The organism is Cobetia sp. PDI-12MA (assembly GCF_059507695.1).
In genome coordinates, this window is record NZ_CM183351.1 from 3,906,249 (window position 1) to 3,921,408 (window position 15,160).

General features: G+C 63.5%; 12 protein-coding genes. 8 read left to right on the forward strand and 4 right to left on the reverse strand.

Annotated elements, in window-relative coordinates:
• Positions 1-72: 72 nt before the first annotated feature.
• Positions 73-576 carry a YgjP-like metallopeptidase domain-containing protein gene (locus tag AC5WNI_RS16550; RefSeq protein ID WP_175090642.1) on the reverse strand — a complete coding sequence of 168 codons (504 nt, stop codon included), beginning with the start codon at positions 574-576 and terminating at the stop codon, positions 73-75.
• A gap of 133 nt (positions 577-709) precedes the next feature.
• Positions 710-1,930 carry a methionine adenosyltransferase gene (metK, locus tag AC5WNI_RS16555; RefSeq protein WP_175090641.1) on the reverse strand — a complete coding sequence of 407 codons (1,221 nt, stop codon included), beginning with the start codon at positions 1,928-1,930 and terminating at the stop codon, positions 710-712.
• A 508-nt stretch (positions 1,931-2,438) separates the two neighbouring features.
• Between metK and tkt the strand changes: the two genes are divergently transcribed.
• The 8 genes from tkt to AC5WNI_RS16595 all read left to right on the forward strand — a co-directional run bounded on the left by tkt (position 2,439) and on the right by AC5WNI_RS16595 (position 11,406).
• Complete coding sequence (tkt, locus tag AC5WNI_RS16560) at positions 2,439-4,433, forward strand: transketolase (protein ID WP_175090640.1); 1,995 nt, start codon at positions 2,439-2,441, stop codon at positions 4,431-4,433.
• 463 nt (positions 4,434-4,896) lie between these two features.
• Positions 4,897-6,006: a type I glyceraldehyde-3-phosphate dehydrogenase gene (locus tag AC5WNI_RS16565; RefSeq protein WP_254627214.1), complete on the forward strand. Its 1,110-nt coding sequence runs from the start codon at positions 4,897-4,899 to the stop codon at positions 6,004-6,006.
• The gene (locus AC5WNI_RS16570; RefSeq protein WP_175090638.1) at positions 6,003-7,166 is read left to right on the forward strand and encodes a phosphoglycerate kinase; all 1,164 of its coding nucleotides are present in this window, start codon (positions 6,003-6,005) and stop codon (positions 7,164-7,166) included. The genes AC5WNI_RS16565 and AC5WNI_RS16570 overlap by 4 nt, the downstream gene beginning before the upstream one ends.
• A gap of 119 nt (positions 7,167-7,285) precedes the next feature.
• Complete coding sequence (fba, locus tag AC5WNI_RS16575; RefSeq protein WP_043335741.1) at positions 7,286-8,350, forward strand: class II fructose-bisphosphate aldolase; 1,065 nt, start codon at positions 7,286-7,288, stop codon at positions 8,348-8,350.
• A gap of 178 nt (positions 8,351-8,528) precedes the next feature.
• Entirely contained in the window at positions 8,529-8,903 is a 375-nt protein-coding gene (locus AC5WNI_RS16580) for a translation initiation factor Sui1 (protein ID WP_043335744.1), read from the forward strand.
• A gap of 51 nt (positions 8,904-8,954) precedes the next feature.
• Positions 8,955-9,407, forward strand: coding sequence for a YbaY family lipoprotein (locus AC5WNI_RS16585; protein WP_175090637.1), 453 nt, complete (start codon positions 8,955-8,957; stop codon positions 9,405-9,407).
• Positions 9,408-9,499: 92 nt separating this feature from the next.
• Complete coding sequence (locus AC5WNI_RS16590) at positions 9,500-10,420, forward strand: nuclease-related domain-containing protein (RefSeq protein ID WP_175090636.1); 921 nt, start codon at positions 9,500-9,502, stop codon at positions 10,418-10,420.
• 149 nt (positions 10,421-10,569) lie between these two features.
• Positions 10,570-11,406 (forward strand): ATP-grasp domain-containing protein, encoded by an 837-nt coding sequence (locus AC5WNI_RS16595; protein ID WP_285460727.1) that lies wholly within the window; start codon positions 10,570-10,572, stop codon positions 11,404-11,406.
• Between the two features lie 109 nt (positions 11,407-11,515).
• Here AC5WNI_RS16595 and AC5WNI_RS16600 read toward each other — a convergent pair whose 3' ends face one another.
• Positions 11,516-13,267, reverse strand: coding sequence for a BCCT family transporter (locus tag AC5WNI_RS16600; RefSeq protein ID WP_175090634.1), 1,752 nt, complete (start codon positions 13,265-13,267; stop codon positions 11,516-11,518).
• Positions 13,268-13,748: 481 nt separating this feature from the next.
• Positions 13,749-15,086 carry a deoxyguanosinetriphosphate triphosphohydrolase gene (locus tag AC5WNI_RS16605; RefSeq protein ID WP_175090633.1) on the reverse strand — a complete coding sequence of 446 codons (1,338 nt, stop codon included), beginning with the start codon at positions 15,084-15,086 and terminating at the stop codon, positions 13,749-13,751.
• Between the last annotated feature and the right edge of the window lie 74 nt (positions 15,087-15,160).

A 15,160-nucleotide genomic window follows, 5' to 3' on the forward strand; every position in this document is an offset into this window, starting at 1 on the left:
TTTCCAGTTCTTCCGTCGCGTGAGCGGCGCGTGGCTGCCAGAACGAATCGTGGCTACCAGAGCGGCTCATGGCTACCAGAGATCGCCGTGGCGTTCACGGTGGCAGAGATAGAAACGCAGCTCGAACTCACGCTGATGATACTCCGGCTGCATGTGACAGCAGAGCCGGTAGAACGCCTTGTCATGGGCCTTCTCGCGCAGATGCGCCAGCTCATGCACCACGTTCATGTTGAGCAGCGGCTCCGGCAGGCGCCGGAACAGCGACGAGATACGAATCTCGTTCTTGGCCTTGAGCTTGTTGCCCTGCACCCGCGACACGAAGGTGTGCAGCCCCAGGGCGTTGTCGATGACGTGAATCCGGTCGTCGTAGATCACCTTGCTGATCGGCGCCGAGCTGCGCAGATACTGATTCTTCAGCGCCATGGTGTAGTCATGCAGCGCCCGCGCGCCCTGCAGCTGGTGGGGCTCGGGATACTTGCCGAGAAAGAAGGCTGCCGTCTTGCCCGAGGCCAGCAGTTCACTCGCCTGCTGTTGGATCTCGGGGGCGTAGCCCTTGAGATAGCGTAGATCAGCCACTGGGCATCTCTCCTGTTGCTGTCCGAAGGAGGGCCAGAGACAAGAAAACCCGCCGAGGCGGGTTTTCTTGTCATGGCGCCGAAAGCGAGGGGCGAGACGTCCGCCACCTGCCAGGCCTGTCGAACTGGCGGATTTACAGGCCAGCGGCAGCCTTGAGACCAGCGGCACGATCGGTCTTTTCCCACGGGAAGGCGGTGAAGGTTTCGGTCTTCTTCTCGCCGCTCACGTCGGTCCAGCTGTAGCTGTGCTCGAACGGCTCACGACCGAAGTGGCCGTAGGCAGCGGTCAGCTGATACATCGGGTGCGCCAGGTCCAGCATGGTGGTGATGGCGTACGGACGCAGGTCGAAGTGCTCGCGCACCAGCTCGACGATCTTGGCATCGCTGATCTTGCCGGTGCCGAAGGTGTTGATCGAGACCGAGGTCGGCTCGGCGACACCGATGGCGTAGGAGACCTGGATCTCGCACTTGTCGGCCAGGCCGCTGGCGACGACGTTCTTGGCCACGTAGCGACCGGCATAGGCGGCGCTGCGGTCGACCTTGGACGGGTCCTTGCCGGAGAAGGCGCCACCGCCGTGACGGGCCATGCCGCCGTAGGTGTCGACGATGATCTTGCGACCCGTCAGACCACAGTCACCTACCGGGCCACCGATGACGAAGTTGCCAGTCGGGTTGATGTGGTATTCGGTGGTCTCGGACAGCCACTCGGCCGGCAGCACCTGCTCGATGATCTCGCGCTTGACCATCGCGCGCAGGTCTTCCTGAGACACTTCCGGGTCATGCTGGGTCGACAGCACGACGGCTTCGACGGCGACCGGCTTGCCGGCTTCGTCGTAGCGGAAGGTGACCTGACTCTTCGCATCCGGACGCAGCCACGGCAGCATGCCGTTCTTGCGCAGTTCCGCCTGACGCTCCACCAGACGGTGTGCGTAGTGGATCGGCGCCGGCATGAAGGAGTCGGTCTCGTTGGTGGCGTAGCCGAACATCAGGCCCTGGTCGCCCGCGCCCTGATCTTCCGGCTTGGTGCGATCGACGCCCTGGGCGATATCGATGCTCTGCTTGCCGATCAGGTTGAGGACACCACAGGTCTCGCCGTCGAAGCCGACGTCGGAAGAGGTATAGCCGATATCGGTGATGACACGACGTACCAGCTCCTCGAGATCCACCCACGCGCTGGTGGAGATCTCACCGGCCACGATGGCAACGCCTGTCTTGACGAGCGTTTCGCACGCGACGCGTGCCTGCTTGTCGCGCGCGATGATGGCATCGAGCACGGCGTCGGAAATCTGGTCGGCAATCTTGTCCGGATGCCCTTCGGACACGGACTCGGATGTGAAGAGTGAGTATTCGCTCATTGGTCCTCGACCCTCTTTTCGGATGCGGGGATGATTCGGCCACTGACGGCAGACTGCGTTGACGACCGAGTAGAAACACGCTTGCGGCGCACGATGAAGCTCAACACGGGCGGTTGAGCCTCGGGGGGGCGAGTTTACACGCCACTTATGTGAGTTCCTAGCGTATTGGGGCGCGTGGGGGCGTCCAATCGAGACCTTTTTGCGACAAGCGCTGCACACAGGGTAATAAGCCATTGCCACCTTTGGACGAGCACACATCCCGGATGCGATTTGCCGCGCCCTGTCATCTCGGTGACAATACCCGCCCGGAGATCACGCTCGGACGCGAGTCCGCGCGTACAAGGTTCACGCGACGCACTGTCCTTTCCGGCGCACTGTTTCAGGCGCACAGTCCTGAAGGAGACCCAGGCAGCAGCATGCCCTGGCTCTCGGGATGCACTGGGCGTCCGGCGCAGCACGCCGTGATTCATTGCCCCACTCTTGACGCCCGCAGGCGAGGAGCTACTGCATGCCTTCCCGTTTAGACCTGGCCAACGCCATCCGTGCACTTTCCATGGACGCCGTTCAGAAGGCCAAGTCCGGCCACCCCGGCGCCCCCATGGGCATGGCCGACATCGCTGAGGTGCTCTGGAACGACCACCTCAAGCACAACCCGGCCAACCCGAACTGGGCCGATCGTGACCGCTTCGTGCTGTCCAACGGCCATGGCTCCATGCTGCTCTACTCCCTGTTGCACCTCTCGGGTTATCAGCTGAGCCTTGAAGACCTGCAGAACTTCCGCCAGCTGCACGCCAAGACCGCCGGCCACCCGGAATACGGCTACGCACCGGGCATCGAGACCACCACCGGCCCGCTGGGTCAGGGTCTGGCCAATGCCGTCGGCATGGCGATCGCCGAGAAGACACTGGCGGCGCAGTTCAACCGTCCGGGCCACACCGTCGTCGACCACACCACCTGGTGCTTCCTGGGTGACGGCTGCATGATGGAAGGCATCTCCCACGAGGTCGGCTCACTGGCCGGTACCCTGGGTCTGGGCAAGCTGATCGCCCTGTATGACGACAACGGCATCTCCATCGATGGCGAAGTCGAAGGCTGGTTCACCGATGACACCGCCAAGCGTTTCGAATCCTACGGCTGGCACGTCGTCTCCAACGTCGACGGCCACAAGCCGGAAGAGATCAGCGCCGCCATCGCCCTGGCCAAGAGCCACGACGACAAGCCGAGCCTGATCATCTGCAAGACCGTGATCGGCTTCGGCTCCCCGAACAAGGAAGGCACCGAGTCCTGCCACGGCGCGCCGCTGGGTGACGACGAAGTCGCCGCCACCCGCGAGAAGCTGGGCTGGGCCCACGCGCCCTTCCACATCCCGGAAGACATCTATCAGGGGTGGGATGCCAGCGAGCGCGGCGCCAAGCTCGAGAGCGACTGGGATACGCGCTTCGCCCGTTACGCCGAAGCACACCCGGAACTGGCCGCCGAGTTCACCCGTCGTCTGGAAGGCAAGCTGCCGCACGCCCTGACCAGCGAGAAGATGATCGAGGATGCCCAGGCCGCCGGCGACAGCCCGGCCTCGCGCAAGGCCTCCTTCGAGTGCCTGAACCAGCTCGGCCCGCAGCTGCCGGAACTGCTCGGCGGCAGTGCCGACCTGGCCCCGTCCAACCTGACCTTCTGGAAGGGCGCCCAGGCGATCACCCGCGAAGACTTCAGCGGCAACTACCTGCATTACGGCGTGCGTGAGTTCGGCATGGGCGCGATCATGAACGGTGCCGGTCTGCACGGCGGCTTCATCCCGTACGGCGCGACCTTCCTGATTTTCATGGAATACATGCGCAACGCCGTTCGCATGGCCGCCCTGATGGGTCAGCAGGCCGTCTATGTCTTCACCCACGACTCCATCGGTCTGGGCGAAGATGGCCCGACGCACCAGCCGATCGAGCAGCTGACCAGCCTGCGCACCACGCCGAACCTGTCCACCTGGCGCCCGGCGGATGCCGTGGAGACCGCGGCGGCATGGGATGCGGCCATCAAGCGTCACTCCGGTCCGACCGCGCTGATCCTGTCGCGTCAGAACCTGCCGCACCAGAACCGCGACAAGGCCCAGCTGGCCAACATCAGCCGTGGTGGTTATGTGCTGAAGGACGCCGCCAACGGCCAGCCGGAAGTGATCCTGATCGCCACCGGCTCCGAAGTCGGCCTGGCGATGGATGCCGCCGCCGAGCTGGAAGCCGCCGGCCGCGCCGTGCGTGTCGTGTCCATGCCGGCCACCGACCTGTTCGATGCGCAGGACGCGGAATACCGCGAATCCGTGCTGCCGTCTTCCGTCACCGCGCGCGTGGCGATCGAAGCCGGTCATCGTGACTACTGGTTCAAGTATGTCGGCCTGAACGGCGACATCATCGGCATGGAGACCTTCGGGGAATCCGCGCCGGCCGGCGACCTGTTCAAGCACTTCGGCTTCACGGTCGAGAACGTGGTCGAACGCGCCAACAAGCTGCTGGGCTGATCACCGCCTGAGCCACCCCGTCGATGACGGGGTGGGATGCAGATCGACGCCGCCGCCTCCCACTGGGAGCGGCGGCGTTTTCGTCTGTGCGACACTCGGGAAGACCTCAAGCGTCACCGGCTGTCGCCTGTAGTCGACGTGGCTCACACGAGTCGCGGTCGTGATGACACGATTCATCCTGCATGAGCGGTCATTCTCCAGCGACCGTACCCATGAAAGACAGCGCAGACGGCGACTACACAACCCCACCAGTTGGGTAGTGTGACTACGTGTCCTTAGACGAAAAAAACCAGAAATCAGGCGCTTGCGCGCCTTTCGCTCCCTCCGCCCAGCAAAGCGATGCGCTACCATGGACCCCCTGAAAAATACTCGGAACACGACATCCTTGAACCACCAGCCGCCTCTGTCCACCGCCGACGCTCCCCAGGGAGACAAGGCGTCCCGACGCCAGGGAAATGCTCCCTTGCGAGTGGCCATCAATGGCTACGGACGCATCGGTCAGTGTGTGCTGAGAGCGCTGGTAGAACGTGAAGCACGCGGTGAGTCACTGCCGTTGGAAGTGGTCGCGATCAACGAGCTGTCAGATCTGGACACCATCACCTACCTGACCCGCTACGACACCACCCACGGCCGCTTCCCCGGCACGGTGGAACAGCGCGACGGCCAGCTGATCGTCAACGGCCATGCGATCAGCATCCTGTCCGAGGCCAATCCAGATTGCCTGCCCTGGCGGGCATTGGGGATTGACCTGGTGCTGGAGTGCTCCGGCAGCTTCAAGGACCGCGCCACCGCCGAGCGGCATCTGGCAGCAGGCGCCGGACGACTGCTGTTCTCCCAGCCCGGCGATACCGACGCCGATGTCGATGCCACCATCGTGTGCGGCATCAACCAGTCGGCGCTGGCCCCCGCCGAGGCGGGGCAGGCAGGCAGCGGCATGCGCATCGTCTCGGCGGCGTCGTGCACCACCAATTGCCTGATTCCGATTCTGACGGTGCTGGAAGAGGCCTTCGGTCTGGAACGCGGCGTCACCACCACGGTGCACTCGGCGATGAACGACCAGCCGGTGATCGACGCCTACCACCAGACGGACCTCCGACTGACGCGCTCGGCGATGAGTTCGATCGTGCCGGTGGACACCGGCCTGGCCAAGGGCATCAACCGCCTGATGCCGCACCTGGAAGGACGCTTCGAATGTCTGCACCTGCGCGTGCCGACCATCAATGTGTCCTGCATGGACATGTCCATCGAGGTGAAGCGCGACGTGAGCGCGGATGAGGTCAATGACCTGCTGCGCGAGGCCTGCACACAACGCCTGCAGGGCCTGATGGGATTGAGCGAGGAGCCGACGGCTTCCATCGACTTCAACCACGATCCGCGCTCGGGTATCGTGGATGCGACCCAGACCCGTGTTGCCGGCGGCCGGCTGATCAAGATGCTGTGCTGGTTCGACAACGAATGGGGCTTTGCCAATCGCATGCTGGACGTCGCCACCCATTGGCACGCCTGCGAGATGACAACGCCTCTGGCGAGGGAAGCTCTCTCCACCGATTCACGACCAAGGAACCCGTCATGAACGTGCAAACGATGACCGCCCTCGACCTGTCCGGAAAGCGTGTGCTGATCCGCGAAGATCTCAACGTGCCGATCCGCGACGGTCAGGTGACCAGCGACGCGCGCATCCGTGCCAGCCTGCCGACCATCAAGGCGGCACGTGACGCCGGCGCACGCGTGATGCTGATGAGTCATCTGGGCCGCCCTACCGAGGGTGAGCCGGAAGATCAGTTCTCGCTGGCACCGGTCGCGGCACATCTGGGCGAGCTGCTGGGCAGCCCGGTGCGCCTGATCAACGACTATCTCGACACGGCACCGGATATCGCCGAAGGCGAGGTCGTGCTGCTGGAGAACGTGCGCTTCAACAAGGGCGAGAAGAAGGACGAGGAATCCCTGTCCCGCGCCTACGCCGCGCTGTGCGATGTCTACGTGATGGATGCCTTCGGCACCGCGCACCGTGCCCAGGCCTCGACCCATGGCGTGGCACGCTTCGCGCCAAACGCCTGCGCCGGCCCGCTGCTGGCCGCCGAGCTGGAAGCCCTCGAGAAGGCAATCGCCGCACCGCGTGCGCCGATGGTCGCCATCGTCGGCGGCTCCAAGGTCTCCACCAAGCTCGACGTGCTCAAGGCGCTGTCCGACAAGTGCCATCAGCTGATCGTCGGTGGCGGCATCGCCAATACCTTCATCGCGGCGGCCGGTTACAACGTCGGCAAGTCCCTCTACGAGGCTGATCTGCTCGATACCGCTCGCGCGCTGATGGACAAGGTCGAGATTCCGCTGCCGACCGACGTCGTCGTCGCCACCGAGTTCTCCGACAAGGCCGAAGCCGTCGTGCGTGCCGTCGCCGATGTCCAGGACGACGAGATGATCTTGGATATCGGTCCGGAGACCGCCTCACGCTTCGGTGCGCTGCTCAAGGATGCCGGCACCATTCTCTGGAACGGCCCGGTCGGCGTGTTCGAGATCGAACAGTTCGCCAACGGCACCGAGCAGCTGGCGATGGCCATCGCCGAGAGCGATGCCTTCTCCATCGCCGGCGGTGGCGACACCCTGGCGGCCATCGACAAGTACGACGTCGAGTCGCGCGTCTCCTACATTTCCACCGGTGGTGGCGCCTTCCTCGAATACGTGGAAGGCAAGGTACTGCCGGCCGTTGCGGCATTGGAAGCCGCAGCAAGCTGAACCCGCCTGTGTCCTCATTGGCGCAGGCTTAGAGTCACGGCCACAAGGTCGCCCCCCGTCAGCTGACGGGGGGCACCTGACGCTTCTCCACTCGATTCCTCAAAAAGACAGGTGATGTCATGGCATTGATCAGCATGCGCCAGATGTTGGACCACGCAGCCGAGTACGGATACGGCATCCCGGCGTTCAACGTCAACAACCTCGAGCAGATGCGCGCCATCATGGAAGCCGCCGACCACACCGATTCTCCGGTGATCGTCCAGGCCTCCGCCGGCGCACGCAAATACGCGGGCGCGCCGTTCCTTCGCCACCTCATCCTGGCTGCGGTGGAAGAATTCCCGCATATCCCGGTGGTCATGCACCAGGATCACGGCACCTCGCCGGCAGTCTGCCAGCGCTCCATCCAGCTGGGCTTCAGCTCGGTGATGATGGACGGCTCGCTGGGCGAAGACGGCAAGACCCCGACCAGCTACGAATACAATGTCGATGTGACCCGTCGCACCGTCGAGATGGCCCACGCCTGTGGCGTGTCCGTCGAAGGCGAGCTGGGTTGCCTCGGCTCGTTGGAAACCGGCATGGCCGGTGAAGAAGACGGCATCGGTGCCGAAGGCAAGCTGGACCACGACCAGATGCTGACTGACCCGGAAGAAGCCGCCGACTTCGTCAAGAAGACCCACGTCGATGCCCTGGCCATCGCCATCGGCACCTCCCACGGCGCCTACAAGTTCACCAAGCCGCCGACGGGTGACACCCTGTCCATCCAGCGCATCAAGGAAATCCACGCCCGCATCCCGGAGACTCACCTGGTGATGCATGGCTCTTCCTCCGTGCCGCAGGACTGGCTGGAAATCATCAACGAATACGGCGGCAAGATTCCGGAAACCTACGGCGTGCCGGTCGACGAGATCGTCGAAGGCATCAAGCACGGCGTGCGCAAGATCAACGTCGACACCGATCTGCGCCTGGCCTCTACCGGTTCCATCCGTCGCTTCATGGCCCAGAACCCGTCTGAATTCGACCCGCGCAAGTACCTGAAGGAATCCGTGAAGGCGATGCGCGACATCTGCATCGCCCGCTACGAAGCCTTCGGTGCCGCCGGTCATGGCAGCAAGATCGACCCGATCAACCTCGAAGCGATGTTCGAGCGTTACAACCGTGGCGAGCTGGACCCGAAGATCAACTGATCGGACGGCCCCCGCCTGCCCCCTACCCGCACGCGGGCAGGCAGGGAAGGAAGAGAAAGGCGACCCTTCGGGGTCGCCTTTTTTATGCGCCTCAGGGTGCCAGCCTCTCGCGCACGCAGGTATCCTTTCGAGATTCCGTTTGGCATTGATCATTCATCACCGTATCGCAGGAGACATCATGGCCTCGCTCAAGGATCAACTGTCCGGGCTTGTCTATTCCACCGAACATGGCGCAACCTGCCCTGAGTGTCGGCGTGCCGAAGCCGAGTGCGAATGTGCCGACCTCGCCGAGCGTGAACGCCTGGCAAGCCTCGATGGCGTGGTGCGTATCCGTCGCGAGACCAGCGGTCGCAAGGGCAAGGGCGTGACCACCGTGAGCGGGATTCCGCTCGCCGAGAAGGAACTCAAGGCCCTGGCCAAGACTCTCAAGCAGCGGTGCGGCACTGGCGGCAGCCTCAAGGATGGCATCGTGGAGATCCAGGGCGATCACCGCGAGACGCTCAAGGCGGAACTCACGCGGATGGGCTATACCGTCAAGCTGGCCGGTGGCTGAACGCCCGCTGCGCGCACCATTGCCTTCCATCTCGCTGCACAAGGGATTTCCATGCTGAACTTCATCACGCCACGCCGGCCTTCGGCTCGCACGCTCTCGCTCTCTGGCCTGCTGCTGGCCACGCTCGGGCTGGGTGGCTGCATGACCGGCCCGGACTTCACGCAGCTGGAGGCGCGCGTGGTGCCACAGCAGGCCTTTACCGCACCGCCGGATGCGATGCTGGAAGTGCGCCTGGTGGATGTCTCCCGCGCCGATGCCGAAGCTGGGCTGATTGCCAGTACCCGCTATGGCGGCCTGCGTGAAGGGCCTTTCCCGGTCAGCCTGCAATACGATCGCAATGCCATCGAGGAAGGCCATCGCTACGCGCTGCAAGCCGATGTGCGCAGCGAAGGGCGTCTTTATTGGATCAATGACAGCGCAGTGCCGGTGCTGGGTGACGGCAGCGTCTCACAGGGCGAGGTCGAGATCCCGCTCACGCCACTGCCGCGTGCGCTGGGCCACTGATGGCGCCTACGCCCGGCCCGATCAGCACGTTCGGCTTGACCTGTACGTTCGGCTTGATCAGCAGGCCCGTCTCTCACCGATAGGACACCCCAATGGATTGGCTGGAATACCTGTTACCTGTCTTCTTCCTTACCCCTCTGGGTGCCATCGCGCTGGTGGTGCTGGGCATGCGCGGCCTGCATGAGCGGCGCATCCAGTCGCCACTGACCCGCCGTCAGCTGCGCGAGCCGGGCCAGAGCCTGCGCGATCGTCTCGATGAGGCCTTCCAGGCGCTGTTTCTCGACGGGGCGCTCGGGCCGCTCATCACCTTGAGCCCGCTGGTCTACGGCATGGGGCGCATGGTGTTCGGTGAAGAGCAGAACTGGCTTGAGTGGGCCGCCTATGGTCTGGCCTGTGCGCTGTTCGTGCTGATCTTCGCGCTGCGCCTGACGCGTCACTTCCAGCGTATCCGCAAGCTCAAGCTGGGGCTGGCCTGCGAGCTGTCCATCGGTCAGGAACTCGACCAGCTCATCCGCCCGGAGCAGCTGACCAGCATGGTCTATCACGACGTGCCTGCCGAGGGCTTCCATATCGATCATCTGGTGGTCACCCCCGCTGGTGCCTACGCCATTCGCACCAAGGCGCGCTCACGGCCGTTGGATGCACTGGGCGCACTCAAGGATGAGGTCAAGCTCAAGGATGGTCGCCTGTACTTCCCGGGCTATCGCGAGCGCAAACCGCTGCGCGAGACACGTACCGCACGCGACTGGACGGCCGCCTGGCTGAAGCGTGAGTGCGGTGTCGAGGTTCCGGTACATGGCATCCTGGCCCTGCCGGGCTGGAAGATCATCCGCGAGGGAACACAGCGTGCCGAAGACCCGGATGTCGTCAATGGCGAGGGCCTGGCCGAGTGGCTGAGCACCCATTGCATGGCTCCCGAAGAGGGTTGCCCGACCCTGGATGACGCCCTCAAGCAGCGCATCAACGAAGCGATTCTCGACCGCGTTCAGGCCGAGCGCCTCGCCATAAACTGATCCTCCGCCATGCTCCGGCCCCTCGGAGCATGGCAGCGCCAGACAAAGGCTTGCCAAGGCGCCCCGCCCGGCGTTAAATACGCGCCGGTCCAGCCTTGGCAACCTTATCGCGCTATCGCAATGATGGCGCTCTTGACGACATATCCCGCATGAAACTCATCACCTTCGACGCTTTTCGTACCCTCGGCATCCCCGGTGTTCGTTATATCAAGCCGGAGCGCATGCTGGATCACCTCGACGAGATCCGCGCCGCCGACATCTTGCTGTTTCCCGAATACTGGCAGATCACCACTCTGGTCTACGGCCTCGGCAAACGCATCTTCCCCAGCCTGCCCAGCTACGCGATCGGCCACGACAAGGTCGAGCAGACGCGCGTCTTTCAGGCCATCTGCCCGGACAATGTGCCGCCGACCGAGATTCGCGGCGCCAGCCGTCAGGCAATCGATGATATCGAGGCGCGCTTCGGCTACCCGCTGATCGTCAAGGAAGTCAAAAGCTCGATGGGTGTCGGTGTGAAGCTGATCCAGTCGCGTGGCGAACTGGAAGCGCATGCGGCGGAGCATCCGGTGCTGTATGCCCAGCCGCGCCTGGAGATCGACCGCGACCTGCGCATCGTGGTGGTAGGTGGCGAAGTCATCACCGCCTACTGGCGCGTCACGCCGCTGGGCGGCTATCGCTCCAATGTCAGTCAGGGTGGCGAGACGGACTACGACAATATTCCGGCCCCCGCCATCGCCCTGGCCCTGCACCTGGCCGAGGCATTGAGTGTTGATCATGCCGGCTTCGATATCGCGATGGTCGATGGCCACCCGATGATCTTCGAGTTCAACCGTCTGTTCGGCAATCAGGGCATCCAGGATAGCTCTCGACGCATCGGTGCCGCCATCGGTCGCTATCTGGCCCTCGACAATGACGACAAGGAACCGACGCCGCCGATCCTCACACCACGCCGCGTGCGCCGCGCGACACTCAAGGAAACCGGCTGACATCTTGCGGGCGCACGCCCCTGCCTGCCCTGAACGACAAGACGCCGCCCAATGGGCGGCGTCTTGTCGTCTGGTACTGGCCGCTCAACTGGCCAGCTGGCTCATCTCCTTACAGGCGCGAGGGGCGGCTGTGCGGGTCGCCTTCGATATGATCCTTGGGCGGGTCCTGCCGCGGCTTGCCTGCTGCCGGCACATCCTCGTCGGGGATTTCCCAGGTGCCTTCTTCGGTCCAGGGGTCATCCGCCGGGAATTCCTCGATATTGATTTCCTTGACCGTGTAATCCGGCTGGTAGCGCAGGTCATAGTGCGCGGCACGCACGATGGAGATGCACAGCATCAAGGCCACTGCCAATAGCGGCACCCCCCCGATGATGGAAGCCGTCTGCAGGGTCTCCAGCCCGCCGATGAACATCAGCACGATGGGCATGAACGACAGGGCGAAGGCCCAGAACAGGCGGTTCCAGCGCATCGGCTCTTCATCGACTTCCTTCTGGACCACAGCGGCCAGAATGTAGGAGATGGAGTCGAAGGTGGTCGCGGTGAAGATCAGCGCCAGCAGCGTGAAGGCGAAGATCACCACGTAGTCCAGCGGCAGCGTGTGCAGCATCGCGAAGATGGCCGCGGTCGGGCTCTGGTCATTGAGGATGGTGACCACGTCCAGCTCACCGGACAGCTGCAGGTAGAGGCCGTAGTTGCCCATCACCATGAAGAACAGGAAGCAGCCCATGGTGCCGAAGAACATCGAACCGGCGACCATGGCGCGGATGGTGCGGCCCCGCGAGATACGCGCGATGAACAGCCCCACGCTGGGCGCGAACACCAGCCACCAGGCCCAGTAGAAGATGGTCCAGTCCTGCGGGAAGTGCGTGTCCTCGAAGCCCTTGAACTCAGCGAACGGCTCAAGCCAGGTGGCCATGTGGATCAGATTGCTCATCACGCGGCCCAGCGCATCCAGACCGGTATTGGCCATGAACAGGGTCGGCCCCACGATGAAGATGAACAGCAACAGGCCGACCGCCAGCCAGAAGTTGATGTCTGACAGCAGCTTGATGCCCTTCTTGAGGCCCACGTAGGCGCTGTAGCCGAACAGGGCGGTACACACCAGCAGCACCACGATCTGCGTGGTCAGCGACTTGGGCACCCCGAACAGCTCGTGCACCCCCTCGTTGATCATCGGTGCCGCCAGCCCCAGGGTGGTCGCGCCGCCGCCCAGCATGCCGAAGACGAAGCTGATATCGATCAGCTTGCCCAGCCAGCCATGTGCCAGCTTTTCGCCCAGCACCGGCATCAGCGCCTCGGAAATCTTCAACACGCTGTGGTGACGCACGTAGTAGAAGTAGGCGATCGGCACGGCGGGGATCAGGTAGATCGCCCATGCCAGCGGGCCCCAGTGGAAGATGCCGTAGGCCGCGGCCCATTCCGCTGCCTCCGGTGTCTGGCCTTCCACATGGAATGGGGGCGACTGGTAGTAGTAGACCCACTCGATCATCGACCAGTACAGGATGGAGGCCCCGATGCCGGCGCAGAACAGCATCGCCGCCCACGACACGATGGAGAATTCAGGCTTCTCCTCGGCATCACCGAGCTTTATCTGACCGATGTCGCTGAAGATGATGTAGATCATGAAGCCGCCGGCCCCCACGCCGAGCAGCAGATAGAGCACACCGAGCTTGCTGGTGACGAAGTTCTTGGCCGCCGATACCCACATCGCGCCCTGCTCGGGGAAGATGACCAGGGGTAGCGTCACTGCCAACAGCAGGAAGATCGAACCGAAGAAGGTCGGCTTGTCGATCATGTCGAAGGGCTTTTCGGGCCGATCCCCCGCCGCCTTGGCGGATACCTTTCGGGTTTCCTTGCTCATATATAAGCCTCATTTATCGTTGTTGCCATGCATGATAACAGCTTATCATGAGTGATTGCGATACACGCATCCCCACTGCGTACAATCCTAGTACAACGATCCAAGCGCCTACGTAAAGATAATTTAACGCAAGCAAGTCATTTATTAGCGCCTGGCAGGCCTTGGCGCTCAGGGCCCAGAGAGGAACAGGAAGCACGACGACAGGGCTGGCAGCGACAGGCAAATCAGCAAGGAAGACACAGTCAGAACAAGCAGCACAGAGGTGGGCAGCCACAGAGGGGGAAGACGCAGAAAAGGCGCAGAGAAGGCAGCAGATGTCAGGCCGGACCGCAGGCATCCACCAGGGAACGGCACATCGCCGCTACCGCTCCCTGGCGGGAAATGATGAGGCTGAAAGTGATGAAGCCTGCAGTGGTCAAGCTTGGGTGAATAGGCATGAAGAGATCAGGCTTGAGATGATCGGGCTGATGGCGCCTCGCTCTCAGTCACCGCGCAGGCGCCCGCCCATCTCCTGGGCGAGGTCCACCGCGAAGTGGTCCGTCATGCCGCCGATGAAGTCGAGCATGCGCCGATAGCTGCGGTAGAGATCCCAATCCTTGGTCGGCGTGTTCTCGCCGATCAATGCCAGCACACGTTGATGCTTGAAGCTGGAACGCCCCGTGGTATGCAGCTCATGCGCAGCGCCGATGAAGGCCTCGAGCAGGATGCCCAGCGTGGTGTAGGCGCCGATCTCCAGCTTGGCCTTGCGCTCGTTACGGAAGATCTTCTGGCGCGCCAGATTCTTGGCTTCCCGCACGCCCCAGCCGAGGTCGGGGTGGCACAGGTCGAGCAGGTCTTCGCTGAGCGTACCGGCCAGCAGTTCCGTCTCGCGCTGGACGAAAGCCTCGGCGACATCATTGACGGCACGCTCCATCGCCGCGCCTCTCAGCGCCGCCACCTTGCGCCGCTGGGAAGTGCCGCGGGCGACCATCTCCTGATATTCGCGCGGCTCGCCACCGCTGATGCCGGTGAGAATCTCGAATACTTCCTCGAATTGCAGGATGCCCATCTCGAGGCCATCTTCCAGGTCCAGCAGCGCATAGCAGATGTCATCGGCGGCCTCGACCAGCCACGCCAGCGGGTGACGGCACCAGCGTCCATCGGCCCGTGCCAGCAGACCGCAACGCTCGGCGACCTGATCCAGCAGCACGCGCTCGCTCTGATAGCAGCCGAACTTGCCGCCCGCCGTGGCGTGCTCCACCGTCCACGGGTACTTGAGCAGCGTGCCCAGCGTCGCTGCCGTCAGGCGCATGCCGCCATGGAACTGGTTGTATTCGATCTGGGTGACGATGCGAAAGCCCTGGGCATTGCCTTCGTAGGTGAGCAGGTCCTCGCGCTCGGCATCGCTCAGCCCGGCCAGCCGACCGTGATCACTGGCGGCCTCGGCGGCGAACCAGTCACGGATGGCGTACTCCCCGGCATGCCCGAAGGGCGGGTTGCCGATGTCATGCCCCAGGCAGCCGGTCTGGACGATGACACCGAGATCCGACGGCGTGATCCAGTCGGGCAACTGCTCCTTGAGCTTCTCGCCGACCATCATGCCCAGCGAGCGGCCGACGCAGCCGACCTCCAGCGAGTGGGTCAGGCGCGTGTGGATGTGGTCGTTGTCGGTCAGCGGATGAACCTGGGTCTTGCGCCCCAGGCGACGGAAGGAACCCGCGAACACGATACGGTCGTGGTCCTTGTGGAAGGGAGTCCGCCCCATCTCACGCGATACGGTGCCCGGTGCGTCATGCAGGCGACTCGGTTCCAGCAGTCGCTCCCAGCTCATTGATGACATCAGGCAACTCCTTGGCAGGCGCCGAGTGCTGGCGCCGGCGAGCAGATAACAGGTGAATGACGCGCATGAAAAAA

Excerpts from the sequence above, each read along its gene's own strand:
- AC5WNI_RS16600 (WP_175090634.1), bottom strand. The coding sequence starts at position 13,267 with ATGAGCAAGGAAACCCGAAAGGTATCCGCCAAGGCGGCGGGGGATCGG.
- AC5WNI_RS16590 (WP_175090636.1), top strand. The coding sequence starts at position 9,500 with ATGGATTGGCTGGAATACCTGTTACCTGTCTTCTTCCTTACCCCTCTG.
- AC5WNI_RS16585 (WP_175090637.1), top strand. The coding sequence starts at position 8,955 with ATGCTGAACTTCATCACGCCACGCCGGCCTTCGGCTCGCACGCTCTCG.
- AC5WNI_RS16580 (WP_043335744.1), top strand. The coding sequence starts at position 8,529 with ATGGCCTCGCTCAAGGATCAACTGTCCGGGCTTGTCTATTCCACCGAA.
- fba (WP_043335741.1), top strand. The coding sequence starts at position 7,286 with ATGGCATTGATCAGCATGCGCCAGATGTTGGACCACGCAGCCGAGTAC.
- metK (WP_175090641.1), bottom strand. The coding sequence starts at position 1,930 with ATGAGCGAATACTCACTCTTCACATCCGAGTCCGTGTCCGAAGGGCAT.
- tkt (WP_175090640.1), top strand. The coding sequence starts at position 2,439 with ATGCCTTCCCGTTTAGACCTGGCCAACGCCATCCGTGCACTTTCCATG.
- AC5WNI_RS16570 (WP_175090638.1), top strand. The coding sequence starts at position 6,003 with ATGAACGTGCAAACGATGACCGCCCTCGACCTGTCCGGAAAGCGTGTG.
- AC5WNI_RS16595 (WP_285460727.1), top strand. The coding sequence starts at position 10,570 with ATGAAACTCATCACCTTCGACGCTTTTCGTACCCTCGGCATCCCCGGT.
- AC5WNI_RS16605 (WP_175090633.1), bottom strand. The coding sequence starts at position 15,086 with ATGTCATCAATGAGCTGGGAGCGACTGCTGGAACCGAGTCGCCTGCAT.